The 16,938-nt window shown below is 39.7% G+C and carries 15 protein-coding genes, 1 pseudogene and 1 other annotated feature; of the genes and pseudogenes, 15 read left to right on the top strand and 1 reads right to left on the bottom strand.

The features are described 5' to 3' along the window. Window positions 1–7 precede the first annotated feature (7 nt). The 15 genes and pseudogenes from ON15_RS08000 to ON15_RS12215 all read left to right on the top strand — a co-directional run bounded on the left by ON15_RS08000 (window position 8) and on the right by ON15_RS12215 (window position 15,365). Window positions 8–523 carry a histidine phosphatase family protein gene (locus ON15_RS08000; protein WP_010580977.1) on the top strand — a complete coding sequence of 172 codons (516 nt, stop codon included), beginning with the start codon at window positions 8–10 and terminating at the stop codon, window positions 521–523. 121 nt (window positions 524–644) lie between these two features. Beyond that, window positions 645–880, top strand: a binding site (T-box leader). Between the two features lie 130 nt (window positions 881–1,010). Further along, window positions 1,011–1,856 carry a MetQ/NlpA family ABC transporter substrate-binding protein gene (locus tag ON15_RS07995; RefSeq protein ID WP_010580976.1) on the top strand — a complete coding sequence of 282 codons (846 nt, stop codon included), beginning with the start codon at window positions 1,011–1,013 and terminating at the stop codon, window positions 1,854–1,856. Window positions 1,857–1,892: 36 nt separating this feature from the next. Further along, window positions 1,893–2,984 carry a methionine ABC transporter ATP-binding protein gene (locus tag ON15_RS07990; protein WP_010580975.1) on the top strand — a complete coding sequence of 364 codons (1,092 nt, stop codon included), beginning with the start codon at window positions 1,893–1,895 and terminating at the stop codon, window positions 2,982–2,984. Continuing rightward, window positions 2,977–3,681 (top strand): methionine ABC transporter permease, encoded by a 705-nt coding sequence (locus ON15_RS07985; protein WP_010580974.1) that lies wholly within the window; start codon window positions 2,977–2,979, stop codon window positions 3,679–3,681. Before ON15_RS07990 ends, ON15_RS07985 begins: the two co-directional genes overlap by 8 nt. A gap of 21 nt (window positions 3,682–3,702) precedes the next feature. After that, window positions 3,703–4,851 carry an ArgE/DapE family deacylase gene (locus ON15_RS07980; RefSeq protein ID WP_010580973.1) on the top strand — a complete coding sequence of 383 codons (1,149 nt, stop codon included), beginning with the start codon at window positions 3,703–3,705 and terminating at the stop codon, window positions 4,849–4,851. A 132-nt stretch (window positions 4,852–4,983) separates the two neighbouring features. Beyond that, entirely contained in the window at window positions 4,984–5,862 is an 879-nt protein-coding gene (locus tag ON15_RS07975) for a polyphosphate kinase 2 family protein (RefSeq protein WP_010580972.1), read from the top strand. A gap of 309 nt (window positions 5,863–6,171) precedes the next feature. Continuing rightward, entirely contained in the window at window positions 6,172–7,323 is a 1,152-nt protein-coding gene (locus ON15_RS07970) for a trans-sulfuration enzyme family protein (RefSeq protein WP_010580971.1), read from the top strand. Between the two features lie 39 nt (window positions 7,324–7,362). After that, a complete protein-coding gene (locus ON15_RS07965) occupies window positions 7,363–7,782 on the top strand; it encodes a PLP-dependent transferase (protein WP_010580970.1) in 420 nt (139 codons plus the stop codon). A 478-nt stretch (window positions 7,783–8,260) separates the two neighbouring features. Beyond that, window positions 8,261–9,286: an anthranilate phosphoribosyltransferase gene (trpD, locus tag ON15_RS07960; protein WP_010580969.1), complete on the top strand. Its 1,026-nt coding sequence runs from the start codon at window positions 8,261–8,263 to the stop codon at window positions 9,284–9,286. Then, window positions 9,283–10,077: an indole-3-glycerol phosphate synthase TrpC gene (trpC, locus tag ON15_RS07955; protein WP_010580968.1), complete on the top strand. Its 795-nt coding sequence runs from the start codon at window positions 9,283–9,285 to the stop codon at window positions 10,075–10,077. Before trpD ends, trpC begins: the two co-directional genes overlap by 4 nt. After that, entirely contained in the window at window positions 10,070–10,660 is a 591-nt protein-coding gene (locus ON15_RS07950; RefSeq protein WP_010580967.1) for a phosphoribosylanthranilate isomerase, read from the top strand. The genes trpC and ON15_RS07950 overlap by 8 nt, the downstream gene beginning before the upstream one ends. Next, window positions 10,641–11,852, top strand: coding sequence for a tryptophan synthase subunit beta (gene trpB, locus ON15_RS07945; protein WP_010580966.1), 1,212 nt, complete (start codon window positions 10,641–10,643; stop codon window positions 11,850–11,852). The genes ON15_RS07950 and trpB overlap by 20 nt, the downstream gene beginning before the upstream one ends. Further along, the gene (gene trpA, locus ON15_RS07940) at window positions 11,845–12,657 is read left to right on the top strand and encodes a tryptophan synthase subunit alpha (RefSeq protein WP_010580965.1); all 813 of its coding nucleotides are present in this window, start codon (window positions 11,845–11,847) and stop codon (window positions 12,655–12,657) included. Before trpB ends, trpA begins: the two co-directional genes overlap by 8 nt. 278 nt (window positions 12,658–12,935) lie before the next feature. Further along, window positions 12,936–13,082 (top strand): hypothetical protein, encoded by a 147-nt coding sequence (locus ON15_RS11800; protein ID WP_169313785.1) that lies wholly within the window; start codon window positions 12,936–12,938, stop codon window positions 13,080–13,082. A gap of 175 nt (window positions 13,083–13,257) precedes the next feature. Next, window positions 13,258–15,365: pseudogene (locus tag ON15_RS12215) on the top strand (heavy metal translocating P-type ATPase). Between the two features lie 125 nt (window positions 15,366–15,490). On the opposite strand, the gene ON15_RS07930 reads toward ON15_RS12215, so the two are convergent. Beyond that, the coding region (locus ON15_RS07930; protein WP_026049542.1) for a peptide ABC transporter substrate-binding protein at window positions 15,491–16,938 on the bottom strand (1,448 nt) is incomplete at its 5' end.

Raw genomic sequence — 16,938 nt, 5'->3', positions numbered from 1 at the left:
TGATAAGGTGATTATTTACTTAATTCGTCATGGTGAACCAGATTATGCTGCTGTTAAAGCAGCTGGCTATTTAGGCTTTGGTCGTGAATTAGCGGGTTTAAGCAAACGCGGCAGATGGCAAGCTCAACAGGCGGCCCAAGATCCAATTTTTGATCAAATTGAGCTGCTGCTTTCATCACCATATCCGCGTGCTTTGCAGACGGCTTTGGAACTTTCACGCCACCAAGCTTTTCCGGTAAAAGTTGAACTGGGTTTACATGAATGGTTGCCGGCTAAACATGGATTAGTAACGGATGATCAAGCTGCGGCGGCTTATCAGGCATATCGGCAGCAACCTGAATTTTGCCAAGCACCATGGGATTATGAAACCGTCGGGGAATTAAAAAAACGGGCTGTTAATGTTTTTCAAAAATATGCGACCGATTATACGACCATTGCTTGCGTTACACATGGTGAATTGATTCACCAATTTACGGGCAATGACCAAACTGATTTTTGCCAAATCCAAAAAATCAGTTTTTAATGCTGATTAACCGATCCATCCCGTGATTTTAGCCAGTAGTGGTTGGCTTAAGAAAGTTAATTTAAACCTTGACAATTTTTTAAAATCCCATATAATACAAGTTATAAACTTTTGATCGAAATAAAACATTTTGAAGAGTAGAGTACAAAATGAATTTTCTAAGAGAGCTTCAGGTTGGTGTGATGGAGTGAAATGAAATTTTGGAAGATGGACTCGGAATGGTGACGGTGATTGTTTAGCCGTTGACGTGGTTGCGAACGTTATAACCGCAAGATTATACTTGAAAAAGTGTAGTCTACTGAGGCAGTTAGAATAGCTGCAAACCAAGGTGGTACCACGATAAAGTTCGTCCTTAATTTTTAAGGACGAACTTTTTTTTCGGTCAAAAATTCAAAAATGGGGGAACTAATGATGATGAGACGAATGTGTTGCTTGTAACTAGCAGATTAATTATTTAGTTAAGGGCAAAAAATTAGGAGTGAAAAAAATGAAAAAAAAGAAAAGTTTATTTATTTGGTTAATCGTTGCAGTTGTAGTAATCGTGGCAGCTTACTTCAGTTTTGGCGGCAATCAGAAAAAAGCTGCTTCAAAGACAGTGACGATTGGGATTATGTCCGGGGTTAAACAAGAAGATGCAATTTGGAAGACAGTCGCTCAAACAGCGAAGAAAAAATATAACATTAAACTGAAATTTAAAAAGTTTACTGATTACTCTCAACCTAACAAAGCCTTAGCTGAAGGAGACGTTGATTTAAATGCCTTCCAACATCAAGCCTTTTTAGATGCTTGGAATAAGGCTAACAAAACCAATATTGTTTCAATTGGTAAAACTTTTATTACACCGATCAGATTATATTCGAAGCAGTATAAACAAGTCAAAGATATTCCTGATGGAGCAACCATTGCTGTTCCAAATGATGCAACCAATGAATCACGGGCGCTCTTCTTACTAAAGAATGCAGACTTGATCAGCTTGAAAACTAATACTGCTTTAGCTACGGTAAAATCAATTGCCAAAAATCCTAAAAATTTGAAGATCAAAGAACTTGATGCCAGTCAGACCGCTCGTTCGTTGTCAGATGTTGATGCAGCGGTTATCAATACCAACTATGCACAAGCTGCTGGCTTGAATTACAAATCAGCGATTTATGTTGAACCAGTTAATAAAGATTCTGAGCAATGGATCAATCTGATTGCCGCAAACAAGAAGGATAAAAACAAAAAAGAGTACCAAGAGGTCGTTAAAGCTTACCAAACAGCTAAAACCAAACAGATGATGAAAAAAGAATATGGAACAGCTGAAATTCCCGCTTGGAATATCAAGTTAAAATAATAGCAACATGCGTGAAGGAAGATGTGAGGTGTCATTATGGCCGAGGAAATTATTAAATTAGATGATGTTAGTGTGACGTTTCAGCAAAAGGATAAACAGGTTGCAGCTGTTAAACAAGTGACGCTGCATGTTGAACAGGGAGACATATATGGAATCGTTGGTTATTCTGGAGCTGGCAAGTCAACGCTAGTACGGGTTATCAACCTGTTGCAAATCCCAACTGCTGGTCGTGTGGAAGTTAATGGCAAACTTTTATACCAAGCTGATGGTCAGCAAAAAAAACTTATTGCTGCTAAAAGTTTAAGAAGTGAACGGCGTAAAATTGGAATGATTTTCCAGCATTTTAATCTGCTCAATGAACAAACAATCATCGATAATGTTGCCTTTGCCTTAAAGCATAGCGGCCTGAAGGAAAAACAAATTGAAGAAAAGTCGCATAAATTACTGAAGCTAGTTGGCCTCGATAGTCGGGCAACTTCTTATCCCTCACAGCTTTCTGGCGGTCAACAGCAAAGAGTGGCAATTGCTAGAGCTTTAGCCAATGATCCGGAAATCTTGATTTCTGATGAAGGAACTTCTGCTTTAGATCCTAAGAATACGATTCAAATCTTGGATCTGTTAAAAGACTTGAATCAGAAGTTGGGTTTGACAGTGGTTCTGATCACTCATGAAATGGATGCTGTCAAACGAATTGCTAACAAAGTAGCCGTGATGGATGGCGGTCGGATTATCGAACGGGGGAATTTGCTGGATATTTTCACTCACGCTAAGCAGCAGTTGACTCGTGAATTTATTGGCGGTGGTTCTCTAAAGGCTATTTCAATTTTGAAAAAATACCAATTGGGCAAACTAAGTGCTGACGAAAGAATCATTCAGTTGACCTATGTGGGCAATTCGGTCAGTGAGCCGATTTTGGTCAAACTGTATCGTGACTTTAATGTTGAGGCCAATATTATTTACAGTAATATTGAAGTTTTACGTGGTACGCCAGTCGGCACCTTGTTTGTGATCATTAAAGGTACATCAGCAGGTCGTATTCAAGCTTTAGATTATTTGCAAAAGCAAGAGGTCATCATTACGGAAATTGCTGAGGACGAATTGCAGGAAGGAGAAACTGATAATGGCTGATTTATTTGCAAAATATTTTCCAAATGTTGTTTATCAAGGGTGGACTGGCGATGGTGGTTGGCTACCGGCAATTGGCGAAACACTTTATATGACATTTTGGTCAGCCATCTTTGGCGGAGTTCTTGGTTTGATTTTTGGAATTGGACTAGTTTTGACTGATGAAGATGGGATTGCTCCTAATCACACCCTATTCAGCATTTTCGATAAAGTCGTTTCGCTTTTTAGAGCAATTCCATTTATCATTCTGTTAGCGTTTATTGCGCCGTTCACTAAATTACTGGTTGGAACGCAAATTGGAACCACGGCAGCTTTGGTACCTTTATCATTGGGGGTATTTCCTTTTTATGCACGGCAGGTTCAAGTAGCTTTAAAAAGCGTTGATCATGGAATTATTGAAGCAGCTCAATCCGTTGGAGCAACTTTTTTTGATTTGGTTTTTGATGTTTATCTGCGTGAATCACGCTCCGAGTTGATCCGGGTGACAACCGTTACCTTGATCAGTTTAATTGGCTTAACTGCGATGGCTGGGGCAATTGGTGCGGGCGGCCTAGGAAATATGGCAATTGCTTATGGCTATAATCGTTTTGCTAATGATACGACTTTTATGGCTACTTTATTAGTCTTAGTTTTGGTAATGATTGTTCAGTTGGTTGGTGATGTTTTAGCCAAGGCCTTTAATCATAAAACAGCTGGTTAATCAATTAAAAGGGATGAGTAGATGCGGCAACAGGAAAAAATCAAAGTATTAGAAGATTTGATCGCGATCGAATCGGTGAATGATCATGAACTTGAAGTTGCAGAATATTTAGCAACTTTTTTGGGAAGGTTTGGCATCAAAACTAAAATTGATCGTTTTGACGGTCAACGTGCTAATTTGATTGCGGAAATCGGCAAAAAAAAGACAGATCAAATTTTTTGCCTAACGGGTCATCAAGATACGGTTGCAGTCGGGACTCAGGATAAATGGAAAACTGATCCTTTCAAAGCAACAATTATTGGTGAGCGGATTTATGGTCGTGGTTCAGCAGATATGAAAAGTGGGCTGGCAGCTGAAGCAATTGTATTGGCTGAATTGGCAGCGTCTGGTTGGAATCCACCGGGAACCTTGCGCTTGTTGGCAACAGCTGGTGAAGAATATGGGACCCCTGGGGCTTACCGTTTGGCCAAACAGGGCTTGGTCGATGATGTTAATGCACTGGTTGTCGGTGAGCCAACCAGTGGCCAAATTGTTTATGCACATGCAGGGACAATCAATTATCAAATTCAAAGTTTTGGCAAATCAGTTCACAGCTCACGACCGGAAGCAGGCATTAATGCAATTAGCGGTTTGAATGCTTATTTGACAGCTGAGGAACACTTATTTGATCAGGCGCCACGTGATCCAGACTTGGGTGCATTCAAACACAGCATTACCAGAACTTCTGGTGGCAACCAGATTAATATTATTCCTGATCAAGCTGTCTTGTTCGGAAATTTGCGACCAACGCCAGCTTTTCCTAATCAGAAAGTTATCCAGATGATCAAAAATCAAGTTTCAGCCATCAATGAGCTAAGCCGCTTTCAATTGCAGTTTAAATTGTTGCATAATTTTTATCCAGTTAAGACAGCTGCCGATGATTTGTTTGTTCAAACAGCAGCAGCGATCTCAGCTAAACATTTTGCTAATCAAGTAATCGGATTGACAACAATCAACGGAGCTACTGATGCCAGTGTTTTTGTTGAACGTAATCCTCAAATCAAAGCCATTATTTTAGGACCGGACGCTTGGGAAAATGCTCATCAGAACAATGAGTTTACAACGTTGCCAAGCTTTTTGGCAACGATTAAGACCTATCGTGACTTAGTTAAAGCTTACTTTGCAGTTTAAATAATTTGGCAGCTAGCGGCAGCTTTGAGCTTGAATTCTTTTATCGTTAACCCCGCTCAACTTAGTGGTATGATAAATCTATATTAAAAGTTTATAAACCAAGAAGTGTTGAAGTTTAGAGGAGGAAACAAAATGACGTTGGCTGATAGTTATCGTTATGATAAATTTGATACTTGTAACTTGAAGAAGGCTTTGACCGCAGCAACTGCAAAGATCGAAAAGAATCAGATCAAAGCCCAAATTGCTGAAAATATCGATAAATTGACTGAATTACAGGGAATGTTGTCAGCTCAGAACCGATATGGTGTTCTTATCGTTTTTCAGGCGATGGATGCGGCTGGTAAGGACAGTATGATTCGGCATGTCATGAGTGGGATTAATCCAGCAGGTTGTCAGGTAACAAGTTTTAAACAGCCAACAAACCTGGAGTTGGATCACGATTATTTATGGCGGATCCATCAACATGTTCCAGCCAGAGGAATGATTGGGATTTTTAACCGATCATATTATGAAGATGTTCTGATTAGTCGCGTTCATCCAGAAATAGTTTTAAATGCTCATTTGGGTTCAATTGATAAACCAGCTCAAGTTGACCAGCATTTTTTTAAGCAGCGTTATGAGGATATTCGCTACTTTGAAAAATATTTATCCCGCAATGGTTTTTTGATTTTGAAGTTTTTCTTGCATATTTCTAAGGAAGAGCAGCGCAAGCGGTTCTTACGGCGAATTGAGTTGCCTAGTCATAATTGGAAGTTCTCAGAAGCTGATATTAAAGAACGCAAGTATTGGAAAAATTATCAAAAAGCTTATCAGGATGCAATCAATCAAACTGCTACTGAAAATAATCCTTGGTATGTGATCCCATCAGATGATAAATGGTATTCAAGAATGTGTGTCTCAAATATAATTGTTGAGCGAATGAAGGAATTACCATTAAGTTATCCAAAATTGTTGCCAGAACAGCAAGAAAAGCTCCGAGAAGCTTTGAATATTTTAAATAGTGAAAATTAGTTCAAACGGTAAGATGAGTAAATTGGCAAATTGATTTCTAGAGAGTTACTGAGTCGCTGAAAGGCAATAATCATAAGCAGTTGAAGATGGTCTTACTGAGTAATTCGATTACTGAGTTGCAGTAAAACAATTAAGTAGTCGCGGGTACTTCCGATAACAAGTCAGGGTATGGTCAAAGTACCTACTGAGGAATAGTTTGTAAAGACTATTCAAATTAAGGTGGTAACACGAAAACATTTTCGTCCTTAGCTAGTTTTTAGTGATGGGCGAAAATGCTTTTTTGATAGGTTTAAGTAAAGGAGGTTAATTATGACAGGCTTTAATACCCAGGTAGTTCATGGTCAAGCAATTAATGATAATCAGACCGGTGCGATAAATGTTCCCATTTATAATTCTTCAACTTATCAGTATCGTTCATTACAGGCATCGGTGCGATGGGATTATGCTCGTTCAGGAAATCCGACCCGTGAATTTTTAGAAAAACAAATCGCGCAGTTAGAGCAAGGGGCTTGTGGATTTGCCTTTTCATCTGGAATGGCCGCAATTCACGCTGTTTTAGCAATTTTTAAGCCAGGTGATCATCTGATTGTTGGTGATCAGATTTATGGTGGAACTTATCGTTTATTGGATCAATATTTTAAAGAACGAGAAATTTCTTTTACCTCGGTTGATCCTCGCGACTTAACGGCGATCAAAGCGGCCATTCAGCCTAATACTAAGGCAATTTACTTTGAGCCAATCTCTAATCCACTCTTACGGGTAACAAGTGTTAAGCAAGTTTCACAGCTAGCTCGTCAAGCTGGTCTGCTCACGATTGTTGACAATACTTTTTTGACTCCATATTTGCAAAAACCGCTAATGCTTGGAGCAGACATTGTGGTGCATTCAGCAACTAAGTATTTAAGCGGCCATTCAGATGTAATTGCTGGTTTGGTAGTTACCAAAACCGCCGAATTAGGCAAAAAAATTTATTTTATTCAAAATGCTTTGGGTGGAGTTTTATCGCCACAAGATGCCAGTTTAGTACGTCGTGGAATTCAAACTTTAGCACTGCGACTTGATCGACAAATGGAAAACGTTGCAGCTTTGATCAAGTTCTTACAACCATTACCGCAAATTGCCTGTCTTCACTATCCAGGCCTGCCGAATAGTGAGGACTATCAAGTTGCTGTTGCTGAGTGTCATGGCTTTGGTGGGGTATTTTCTTTCGAGTTAGCACCAAATGTTGATGCGGCTGAATTTGTTAATCATTTGCAGCTATTCAAACTGGCAGTTAGTTTAGGGGCCGTGGAAAGTTTAGCTGAATTACCTTATGAAATGAGCCACGCCGAATTGCCAGTTGCAGAACGCTTGGCGGCCGGAATAACCCCGCAGCTGATTCGCTTGGCAGTCGGGATTGAGGAGGCAGCTGATTTAAAAGCTGATTTAAAACAAGCATTAGTTGTTGCGATTAATGATTAAATTCAACAAATTTATCTACAAATTAAGAGCGTGGAAACTTTGCCTGATTGTAAATTTAATACTAAAAGAGTTCATGCTGGTTATCGTCCAGAAGAACACCATTATGCTTCGTCAGTTCCAATTTATCAAACAGCTGCTTTTGGGTTAACAAATACTGAAGTTGCTGAGCAAATCGTAACTGGTCAAGCTACTGACCGCTTTGATTATTCACGCGATGGCGATCCGACTGGGCAAGTGCTGGAAAAGCGAATTGCAGCTTTGGAACGAGGAGTGGGAGTGGTTGCTGTTGCTTCGGGAATGTTGGCAATTTCTTTTACAATTTTAAATGTAACGGAATGTGGCGGTCAAATCATTGCTCCTGTCAATCTTTATGGATCAACACTGGATGAATTTCGCAATTTTTTCTCAAATTATGGCATAAATTTTGACGACAAATTTAAAAAACAATTTAGCCGATAACTTTAAGACTCAACAACTATTTTTAAGGTTGACAATTTTATAATCAAGGTTTAACCTAAGTTTAACTTAATATTCGTCCAGACAAACCGTTGAAGTGGAGATCAAGATAATTATGCTTATTCAGAGAGCCGGCGTTGCTGAGAATCCGGCTGAACACAGATTATTAAATGGACCACGGAGGGTGCGGTCAACGCAAATCAGAATTTGTTAGTACTCCGCAACGTGAGATATACGTCAGTTATCAGGGATGTGTTAGCATCCTGAAAAGAGTGTCGTTTATATTAGCAGGCTTCAATTTTTGAAGCAGGCTTGTTTAGGCGACAAACTAAGGTGGCACCGCGGGGGGATCCGTCCTTAACATTTGGTTGTTATGGGCGGATTTTTTTATGGAGGTTAATAATGGAAAAATTTCGATGGTAATTAAAAAATTATAAATAGTTGAGACTACAAGATGTTCAAATTAAGGAGGAACAAGATAATGATCAAAGAAGCCATTCAACAAGCTGTCACTGGAAAAAATTTAAGTTATGAAACTGTTGCTAAAGCAATCAATGAAATTATGTCCGGAAAAGCATCGGATATTCAAATCGCTGCCTTTTTGACCGCACTAACAGCTAAGGGTGAAACAATTGATGAAATTGCCGGTGCCGCAGCGGCTATGCGTCAACATGCTTTGCCGTTTGCCACTAAGCACCAATCTACCTTAGAAATTGTTGGAACTGGTGGTGACCAGGCACATACTTTTAACATTTCAACAACGAGTGCTTTTATTATTGCAGCCGCTGGTATTCCAGTTACTAAACATGGTAATCGGGCAGCATCATCGTTAAGCGGAGCAGCTGATGTTTTAGAGGCATTGGGAGCTAACATCAACACTTCTCCGGAAAATTCAGCTCGTATACTAGATGAAATTGGCATCTGTTTTCTTTTTGCACAAGAATATCATCAGGCGATGCGCTATGTTGCACCAGCTCGCAAAGAACTGGCTTTTAGAACGATTTTCAATATTTTAGGGCCGTTGGCAAATCCAGCGGCGGCCAAAATGCAATTGCTCGGAGTTTATGATGACCAACTGTTGGAAACTTTACCGACAGTGCTGCAAAAACTTGGAGTGACAGCAGGGATGGTTTTTCATGGAACGGATGGTTTGGATGAAATTACTTTAACTGGTCCAACTAATGTAGTTGAGTTCAGAGGCAACCACCAACAGCAATATCAACTGACGCCAGAAGAATTTGGCTTGCACCGCTGTCAGCCAGCTGAGCTAATTGGTGGTACTCCACAAGAAAATGCCCAAATTACACGCGAAATCTTAAGTGGTAAACTTGGACCTAAACGTGACGTGGTTTTGTTGAATTCAGCTGCTGCAATTCACGTTGCCCAACCCGAGCTAGCTTTAATGCCAGCCTTTGAAAAGGCACAAAGAATCTTGGATAGTGGACAAGCACTTGCTAAGTTAACTGAATTTGTCAAATTAACGAATAGTGATGTGAACGTTGCATGATTTTAACTGAATTAGCGGCGTCTACTACGCAAAAGCTTCATGAACGGGAAAAAAAGCTTCCACTGCAAAAATTGCAGCAAATTTGTGCCCAACTACCGCTAACTAACGGTCAACAGCAATTTGAAACAGACTTACGTCAACCAGCACTAAGTATCATTGCAGAAATTAAGCAAGCTTCGCCCTCGAAAGGCTTGATCGTTAACCAGCTGCCTTATATGCAGATCGCGCAAGCTTATGAGCGGGCAAAGGTCAGTGCAATTTCAATTTTAACTGAGGAGAAACATTTTAAGGGGAACTTGGAATACTTGACTGCAGTTGCCGCTCACAGCCAAGTCCCGCTGTTGCGAAAAGATTTCACGATTGATCGATATATGATTTATGAAGCTAAAGCAGCTGGTGCAGCAATTATTTTGTTGATTACAGCACTCTTATCGGATCAGCAGCTCGCAGATTATTTGGCTTTGGCAAAGAAGCTGCAGTTAGCGGCGATTGTTGAGGTTCATAATCGAACTGAATTAACACGGGCTTTAGCAACTCCTGCCAAAATTATTGGTATCAATAATCGTGATTTGACTAATTTTAAAGTTGATTTAAAAACAACGATCAGGCTAAGTTCATTGATTCCTCAGGACCGTTTAGTAATTTCTGAAAGTGGGATCCATTCAGCCGCTGATGTCGCTGACCTAAAAGCCCGAGCACGAATTAACGGTATCTTGGTTGGCGAGTATTTGATGCGGGCATCGGATAAGCCAACCGTGATTAAGGAGTTGAGAACTGCTAGCAATGACTAAAATAAAAATTTGTGGGATTAAAGATCCTGCTACGACTGCCGTTTTGAATGCTTTACAGCCTGAATATGTTGGCTTAGTCTTGGCCAAGAGTTCACGTCAAGTCAATTTTTCACAAGCAGTTCGTTTAAGACATTTATTGAATACAAAGATTCAAACAGTTGCTGTTTTAACAACTTTCGAGCCAGCATTAATTCGCAGCTTAGCTGAATCACAAATTATTCAGGCGGTTCAATTGCATTTAGCTTTGACGAAAGATCAGCTAACTTGGCTGCATCGGCTGGGATTGAAAGTTTTTCAAGTTATTCAACCGCAATGGCCACGACATTTTGCGGCCGAATACTGGCTGTTTGATGCACCGCAGCCAGGGTCAGGCCGTTTAGCTGACTGGCAGCAAATTAATAATCAAGGACATCCCTTGATTTTGGCTGGCGGGTTGAATCCTAAAAACATAGTGGCAGCGATAGCCACGGTCAACCCTGACATGGTTGATGTTAGTTCTGGGGTTGAAACTGATGGAAAAAAGGATGTACAAAAAATAAGCGAATTTATAAGGAGAGTCAGAAATGCCAACAAAACAAACTAGAATAACTCAGCAGGCAGGTCGTTATGGTGAGTTCGGCGGACAGTATATTCCTGAGACTTTGATGCATGAAGTCAAAAATCTAACGACTGCATATGAGCACTATAAAAATGACCCCGAGTTTCAAACTGAACTGCGGACTTTACTGCAGAAATACGCTAATCGGCCGTCATTGCTCTACCATGCCAAAAAGATGACCGCTGATTTAAAGGGTGCTCAGATTTACCTAAAACGTGAAGACCTAAATCAAACTGGTTCACATAAAATCAATAATGTCTTAGGCCAGATTCTGTTAGCCAAAAAAATGGGCAAAACACGGGTGATAGCTGAAACTGGTGCTGGTCAGCATGGAGTTGCTACGGCAACGGTGGCGGCTTTGATGGGGATGGAATGTGAAATCTTTATGGGAGAGCTGGATACTAAACGCCAAGCTTTAAATGTCTACCGCATGGAATTGCTAGGTGCAAAAGTCAATTCAATTAAAACTGGGACAGGGACCCTCAAAGACGCAGTTAATGCAGCAATGCGTGAATGGAGTCGGCGAACAGAAGATACTCATTACGTAATCGGTTCAGTCATGGGACCGCATCCTTTTCCAGAGATGGTTGCTGATTTTCAGTCAGTGATTAGCCAAGAAATCAAGCAGCAGCTTTTAGCTGAAACTGGGAAACTCCCAGATGCAGTTGTCGCTTGTGTTGGCGGTGGCAGCAATGCAATTGGGGCCTTTTACCATTTTATTGATGAACCGACTGTCAAGCTGATCGGTTGTGAGGCAGCCGGCAAAGGTATTAATACAAATCAACATGCTGCAACGATTGAGCGCGGCAGTACTGGAGTTTTTCATGGAATGAAATCAATCTTTCTGCAAGATGATGATGGGCAGATCACACCGGTTTATTCGATCTCTGCTGGACTTGATTATCCGGGGATTGGTCCACAACATGCAGCTTTGGCTGAAACTAAACGAGCAGAGTATGTTGGAATTACTGATGATGAAGCGGTGGCAGCTTTTGAATATTTAGCTCGGACAGAAGGAATCGTAGCAGCCATTGAAAGCTGCCATGCCGTAGCTTATGTTAGAAAATTAGCTCCCAAGTTGAACCCTGATCAAATCATTGTTTGCAATTTATCTGGTCGTGGTGATAAAGATGTAGCAGCAATTGCACGTTATAGGGGGAAAGAAATCTATGACTAATAACAAACCAGCAACAACTTTAACCAATGCTTTTAAAAAATCGTCAAAAACGTTCATTGGTTTTTTAACAGCTGGCGATCCGACCTTTGAAAAATCAGTTAAGCAAATCTTGGCCTTAGCAGAAGCAGGAACAGATATTATCGAAATTGGTATTCCATTTAGTGATCCGGTAGCTGATGGCCCAGTAATTCAGGCTGCCGATTTGCGGGCATTTGCTGCTGAAATAACTACGGATAAAGTTTTCGAATTGGTAGCAGCTGTGCGGCAAAAAAGTCAAGTTCCCTTAGCTTTTTTGGTTTATTTAAATAATGTATTTAAGTACGGTTATGAAAAATTCTTTAAACGTTGTGCCAAATTACAAGTTGGCGGCTTGATTATTCCCGACTTGCCTTTTGAAGAGCGGGCTGAGGTTTTGCCCTTTGCCCAAAAATATGGTGTTGCATTGATTCCTTTGGTGGCACCGACTTCTGGTCAGCGGATCCCATCGGTTGTCAAAGATGCAACTGGTTTTGTTTATGCAGTATCATCGATGGGGGTAACTGGAGTGCGCGATCAGATCAACACTGATTTGGCAAAAATGGTTGCTGAGATTCACCAAGCAACTGATGTTCCGGTGGCTATTGGCTTTGGTATTCACACACCTCAACAAGCGGCGCGAGTAGCCCAAGTGGCTGATGGTGTAATTGTGGGCTCAGCAATTGTTAAAATTATTGCTCAAAATAAGCAGCAAACATTAACTGAACTAAAGAAATATGCAACTGCTATGAAAAAGGCCCTCAGCTCGAGATTAAACAAATCAAAATAGTTAAGTCTGGTTGAAAGATTGACCAGGCTTTTTTTTACGGCTAAGCCTTGTCAGTAGCATCTGATTGCTGGTTTCCTATATAATAAACATATAGTGGGAACTTAGAGCAGGTTTAACCGGAATTAGGTGGTGAATTAGTTGAAAAAAATCAACAAATTTAGTTTTTGGTCAAAATTATCGTTGCTACTGACTCTTAGCCAGTTTATCTTTGCTCTTTATCGTGAATGGCAAAAGAAACGGCAGAGTAAAGGATAACTGAATAGAAAGGAATGCTGCAAGTGGAGGCAATTAAACAAATTTTAAAAATTTTACTGGCTGGTGGCTTGATCGTTGGCGGAATTTTAATTGGGACAACAATTTTTGCATCCAAACAGATCGACCATTGGGGTGATAAGCTACAATCAGTTTTGCATCATAAAAATTAACCGGTCTAAAGGTGATATTTTTGAAGCTGGGACAAAGTTGAATTTTGTCTCAGTTTTTTTAGTGGAACAATAATTAGATTGACCATTAATTCAACAAACTTTATAATATAAATGAACATATGAGCAAATATTAATTTTAAATCTGAGCAGCTACCTTGATGGGAGGCAATTAACAATGACTACAGCAAGCAAACAAAATCAATTTAAATTTAAAAAATTATGCTGTGTTACTTGTGCTCAAGCAATTGAGACGGAACTTAAACAGTTAAACGAACTTGATTTGGTGAAAATTGACTTTGCTAATAAATTACTGCTGATTAAAAGTTCAAGCAAGCCGGGGAAAATAATTACTCGAGTCAGCAAAATTGTGCAAAAATACAATTCAAAACTTGCTTTGTCGCCAAAATTTCGATTCCAGCATCTCTCAATTGAAAAGTTTTCCCAAGCTACCTTATTTTTGGGAACAATTATTTTTTTAATTGGTATTAACTCGAATTTTTCAGCCGAGATTAAATTGGTGGTATTTTTAACAGCTTATTTGCTGACAGGCTGGCAAATCTGGTTAGCGACGGGGAAAAATATTTTGCGGGGGGAATTTTTTGACGAAAATTTTTTAATGACCTTGGCAACAATTGGTGCTTGGATGTTGGGTGAATATCCAGAAGCAGTAGCAGTCATTGTCTTTTATCAGTTAGGTGAATTCTTACAGGAAACAGCGGTTAAAAAATCGCAAGCTTCAATATCAGCATTAATGGCGATCCGGCCAGATTATGCTAATTTGAAAAAATCAACCAGTATCAAACAGGTCAAACCTGAAGAAGTTCAAATTGGCGACTTGATTATGGTAAAGCCGGGAGAAAGAGTTCCGCTGGATGGAAAAGTTATTAGTGGGGAGTCTTTATTAGATACCACTGCCTTGACAGGTGAAGCTTTACCACAGAAAGTCAGTAAAGGTGATCAAATTTTGTCGGGTTCAATCAATAAAAATGGTTTGTTGACAGTTAAAGTTACCAAAAAATTTGCTGAGGGAACCATGACTAGGATTTTAGACTTGGTTCAAAATGCCAGTCGTCAAAAAGCCCCAACTGAAAAATTTATTACGAAGTTTGCCAAAGTTTATACGCCAATCGTTGTTTTAACAGCGGTAGCTTTAGCGTTTATCCCGCCATTAATTGGATCAGACGCATCGTGGGCAGAATGGATCAATCGTGGCCTGTTTTTTTGGTAATTGCTTGTCCATGTGCGTTAGTTGTTTCAATTCCACTAACTTTTTTTGGCGGAATCAAAGCGGCTGCCCAAGCTGGCATTCTCATTAAGGGCAGTAATTATTTGGAGGCATTAAATGACTTACAAATGGTCGTTTTTGATAAAACCGGAACTTTGACAAAAGGAAACTTTAAAGTAACGGAAATAAAAACTAGCAATGGTTTTACTGCCTCAGAAGTATTAAAATTGGCGGCCACAGCTGAGAGCTTTTCAAATCATCCAGCTGCAGTTTCATTACGGGTAGCTAATGGTCAACCTGATTGGCCGATTAAAGTAGTTGACTATCAGGAAATTTCTGGTCAAGGAATTAGGGCTCAGCTAAATGACCATCAAGTATTAGTTGGTAATGAAAAATTGCTAGTAAGTCAAGGGATTAAGTTCTCCCAGCAATCCGGTGTTGGTACCATAATTTATGTGGCGATTGATCGTAGTTTTGCTGGCTCGATTTTGATTGCTGACGAAATTAAACCTGATAGTCAGCAGGCAATCAAATCACTCAAAAGGTTCGGCTTGAAGACAGCTTTGCTGACAGGTGATAAGCACCAAGTTGCTGACCAAGTTGGAAAGTTTTTAGGAATTGAGCAGGTTTTCGCTGAGCTGCTGCCAGCACAAAAAGTTGCTAAAATGCAAGAATTTAATCAACAAAAGTCGTCTAAAAAGAATTTGGCTTTTGTCGGTGATGGGATCAATGATGCACCAGTTTTAGCGCAGGCTGATTTGGGGATTGCTATGGGTGCCAAAGCAACGGATGCGGCCATCGAAGCGGCAGATCTTGTCATTATGACAGATGAGCCAACTAAAGTGACTTCAGCAATTAAAATTGCTAAAAAAACTCGCCAAATTGCTATGCAGAATATTGCGTTAGCTTTAGGAGTCAAGGCGATTTTCTTATTACTCGGAGCATTGGGCTTGGCAACCATGTGGCAAGCAGTTTTTGCAGATGTGGGTGTTACCTTCTTAGCGGTCGCAAATGCCGCTAGAATGATGATAACTGACTATGCGGTAGTAAACAATTAAGTTTTTGAGCATGAAAAAAGGAGCTGATTCTTTCGATGAATCAAGTACTAAAGATTAGCTTTTAAAGCAATCCTTAGTGGACGCATCAAAGATTAAACTCCTTTTTTGTTATTAAAAAATTTTTATTATTTAGCAATATAAGCATTCTTAAAGTTGAACTGAACACCAGCGGTATTGTAAATAATCCCTTTGACATCACTGCGCAATAATTGAGCTTGCGATAATTGATACAGTGGAGCAACGCCTTGATCTTCACTTAAAATTTTTGAAGCTTGTACTAGATCATTCCAGCGTTTGCTTTGATTATTAACATCAGTTGTCTTAGAAGCGGCGATCAATTTGTTGTAAGTTGAATTATTCCATTTGCCATCGTTGTAAGGATTATTTTTGGTGAATAAATCTAAAAAACTGATTGGATCAGAAAAGTCAGCTGCCCAGCCCGATAAAACGACGTCAAACTGGCCATTGCTTGCTCGGGTAATACGAGTTTTCTTCGGCAGATTTTCAACATTGACTTTTAATCCTGGTAAATGTGTTTCAAACTGACTTTGCAGATAAGTGGTAACAGCTTTACTGACATCATCATCGTCACCCATTAAAGTAAAACTGACTTTCTTGAGGCCTAATTCTTTGAGACCAGCCTGCCAGAGCTGTTTAGCCTTTTGTTGATTATAACTGACACCAGCAGTGGTTGCAGCCGCTGTAGCAAAATCCTTTCCTTGATACTTAGCTAAACCAGTTGAAACAATGCTCTTAGAAGGAACTGATCCATTGCCTAAAACTTTAGTAACTAGTTGTTGACGATTAACAGCATATGAAAGCGCTTGGCGAATCTTTTTGTTTTTAAATAATTTTTGAGTTTGATTAAATTCAAGATAATTAGTTCGCGATTGTTTCAAAGAAACGTAATCTTGATTATTTTTCAGTTGCTTAGCTTGTTCAGCATCTAAATAAACTTCATCCAACTTTTTATTTTGATAAAGATTATAAGCTGTTGAATTGCTCTTAGTAACTTGGAAGGTTATTTTGCTTAATTTGACAGCTTTATGATCCCAGTAACTATTATTTTTAACTAATTTCCAGTTCAAATTTGAACCATTCCAACCGACAACTTTGTAAGGCCCGTTATAAACCATATATTTAGCGGCTGTACCATATTTTGAACCAAATTGTTTAACGGCTTTTTGATCTTGTGGGAAAAAGACAGTGAAGCCCATCAACAATTTAAAATATGGGATGTTTTTATCTAGAGTAACCGTTAACTTATATTTGCCATTTGCTTTGATTCCCAGTGCTGAAACGGGTTTTTTGCCAGCGGTAATAGCAGTGGCATTCTTAATTCCATCGAATAAATAGGCATATTCAGAAGCGGTTTTCGGATTAACTGTCCGTTGCCAAGAGTAAACAAAATCTTTCGCCGTTACCGGATCACCATTAGACCATTTACTGTTTTTGCGTAGCGTAAAAGTATATTTTAGTCCATGGTCACTGACCTGAGTTTTAGTCGCTAAACCTGGCTGAACTTGGCTGTCTTTGCCAAGCCGATATAAACCTTCAGTACTGTTGCTAATGG

The sequence above is a fragment of the Liquorilactobacillus vini DSM 20605 genome (assembly GCF_000255495.1).
In the GTDB taxonomy this organism is placed as follows: Bacteria; Bacillota; Bacilli; order Lactobacillales; family Lactobacillaceae; genus Liquorilactobacillus; species Liquorilactobacillus vini.
The sequence above is the reverse complement of the archived record's forward strand: the minus strand, read 5'-3'. Positions and strand labels throughout refer to the sequence as shown.

Bases quoted from the DNA above. Each gene is read 5' to 3' on its own strand.
- ON15_RS07995 (WP_010580976.1), top strand. From the start codon at position 1,011: ATGAAAAAAAAGAAAAGTTTATTTATTTGGTTAATCGTTGCAGTTGTA.
- ON15_RS07980 (WP_010580973.1), top strand. From the start codon at position 3,703: ATGCGGCAACAGGAAAAAATCAAAGTATTAGAAGATTTGATCGCGATC.
- ON15_RS07985 (WP_010580974.1), top strand. From the start codon at position 2,977: ATGGCTGATTTATTTGCAAAATATTTTCCAAATGTTGTTTATCAAGGG.
- trpD (WP_010580969.1), top strand. From the start codon at position 8,261: ATGATCAAAGAAGCCATTCAACAAGCTGTCACTGGAAAAAATTTAAGT.
- trpA (WP_010580965.1), top strand. From the start codon at position 11,845: ATGACTAATAACAAACCAGCAACAACTTTAACCAATGCTTTTAAAAAA.
- ON15_RS07970 (WP_010580971.1), top strand. From the start codon at position 6,172: ATGACAGGCTTTAATACCCAGGTAGTTCATGGTCAAGCAATTAATGAT.
- ON15_RS07990 (WP_010580975.1), top strand. From the start codon at position 1,893: ATGGCCGAGGAAATTATTAAATTAGATGATGTTAGTGTGACGTTTCAG.
- ON15_RS07950 (WP_010580967.1), top strand. From the start codon at position 10,070: ATGACTAAAATAAAAATTTGTGGGATTAAAGATCCTGCTACGACTGCC.
- trpB (WP_010580966.1), top strand. From the start codon at position 10,641: ATGCCAACAAAACAAACTAGAATAACTCAGCAGGCAGGTCGTTATGGT.
- trpC (WP_010580968.1), top strand. From the start codon at position 9,283: ATGATTTTAACTGAATTAGCGGCGTCTACTACGCAAAAGCTTCATGAA.
- ON15_RS07975 (WP_010580972.1), top strand. From the start codon at position 4,984: ATGACGTTGGCTGATAGTTATCGTTATGATAAATTTGATACTTGTAAC.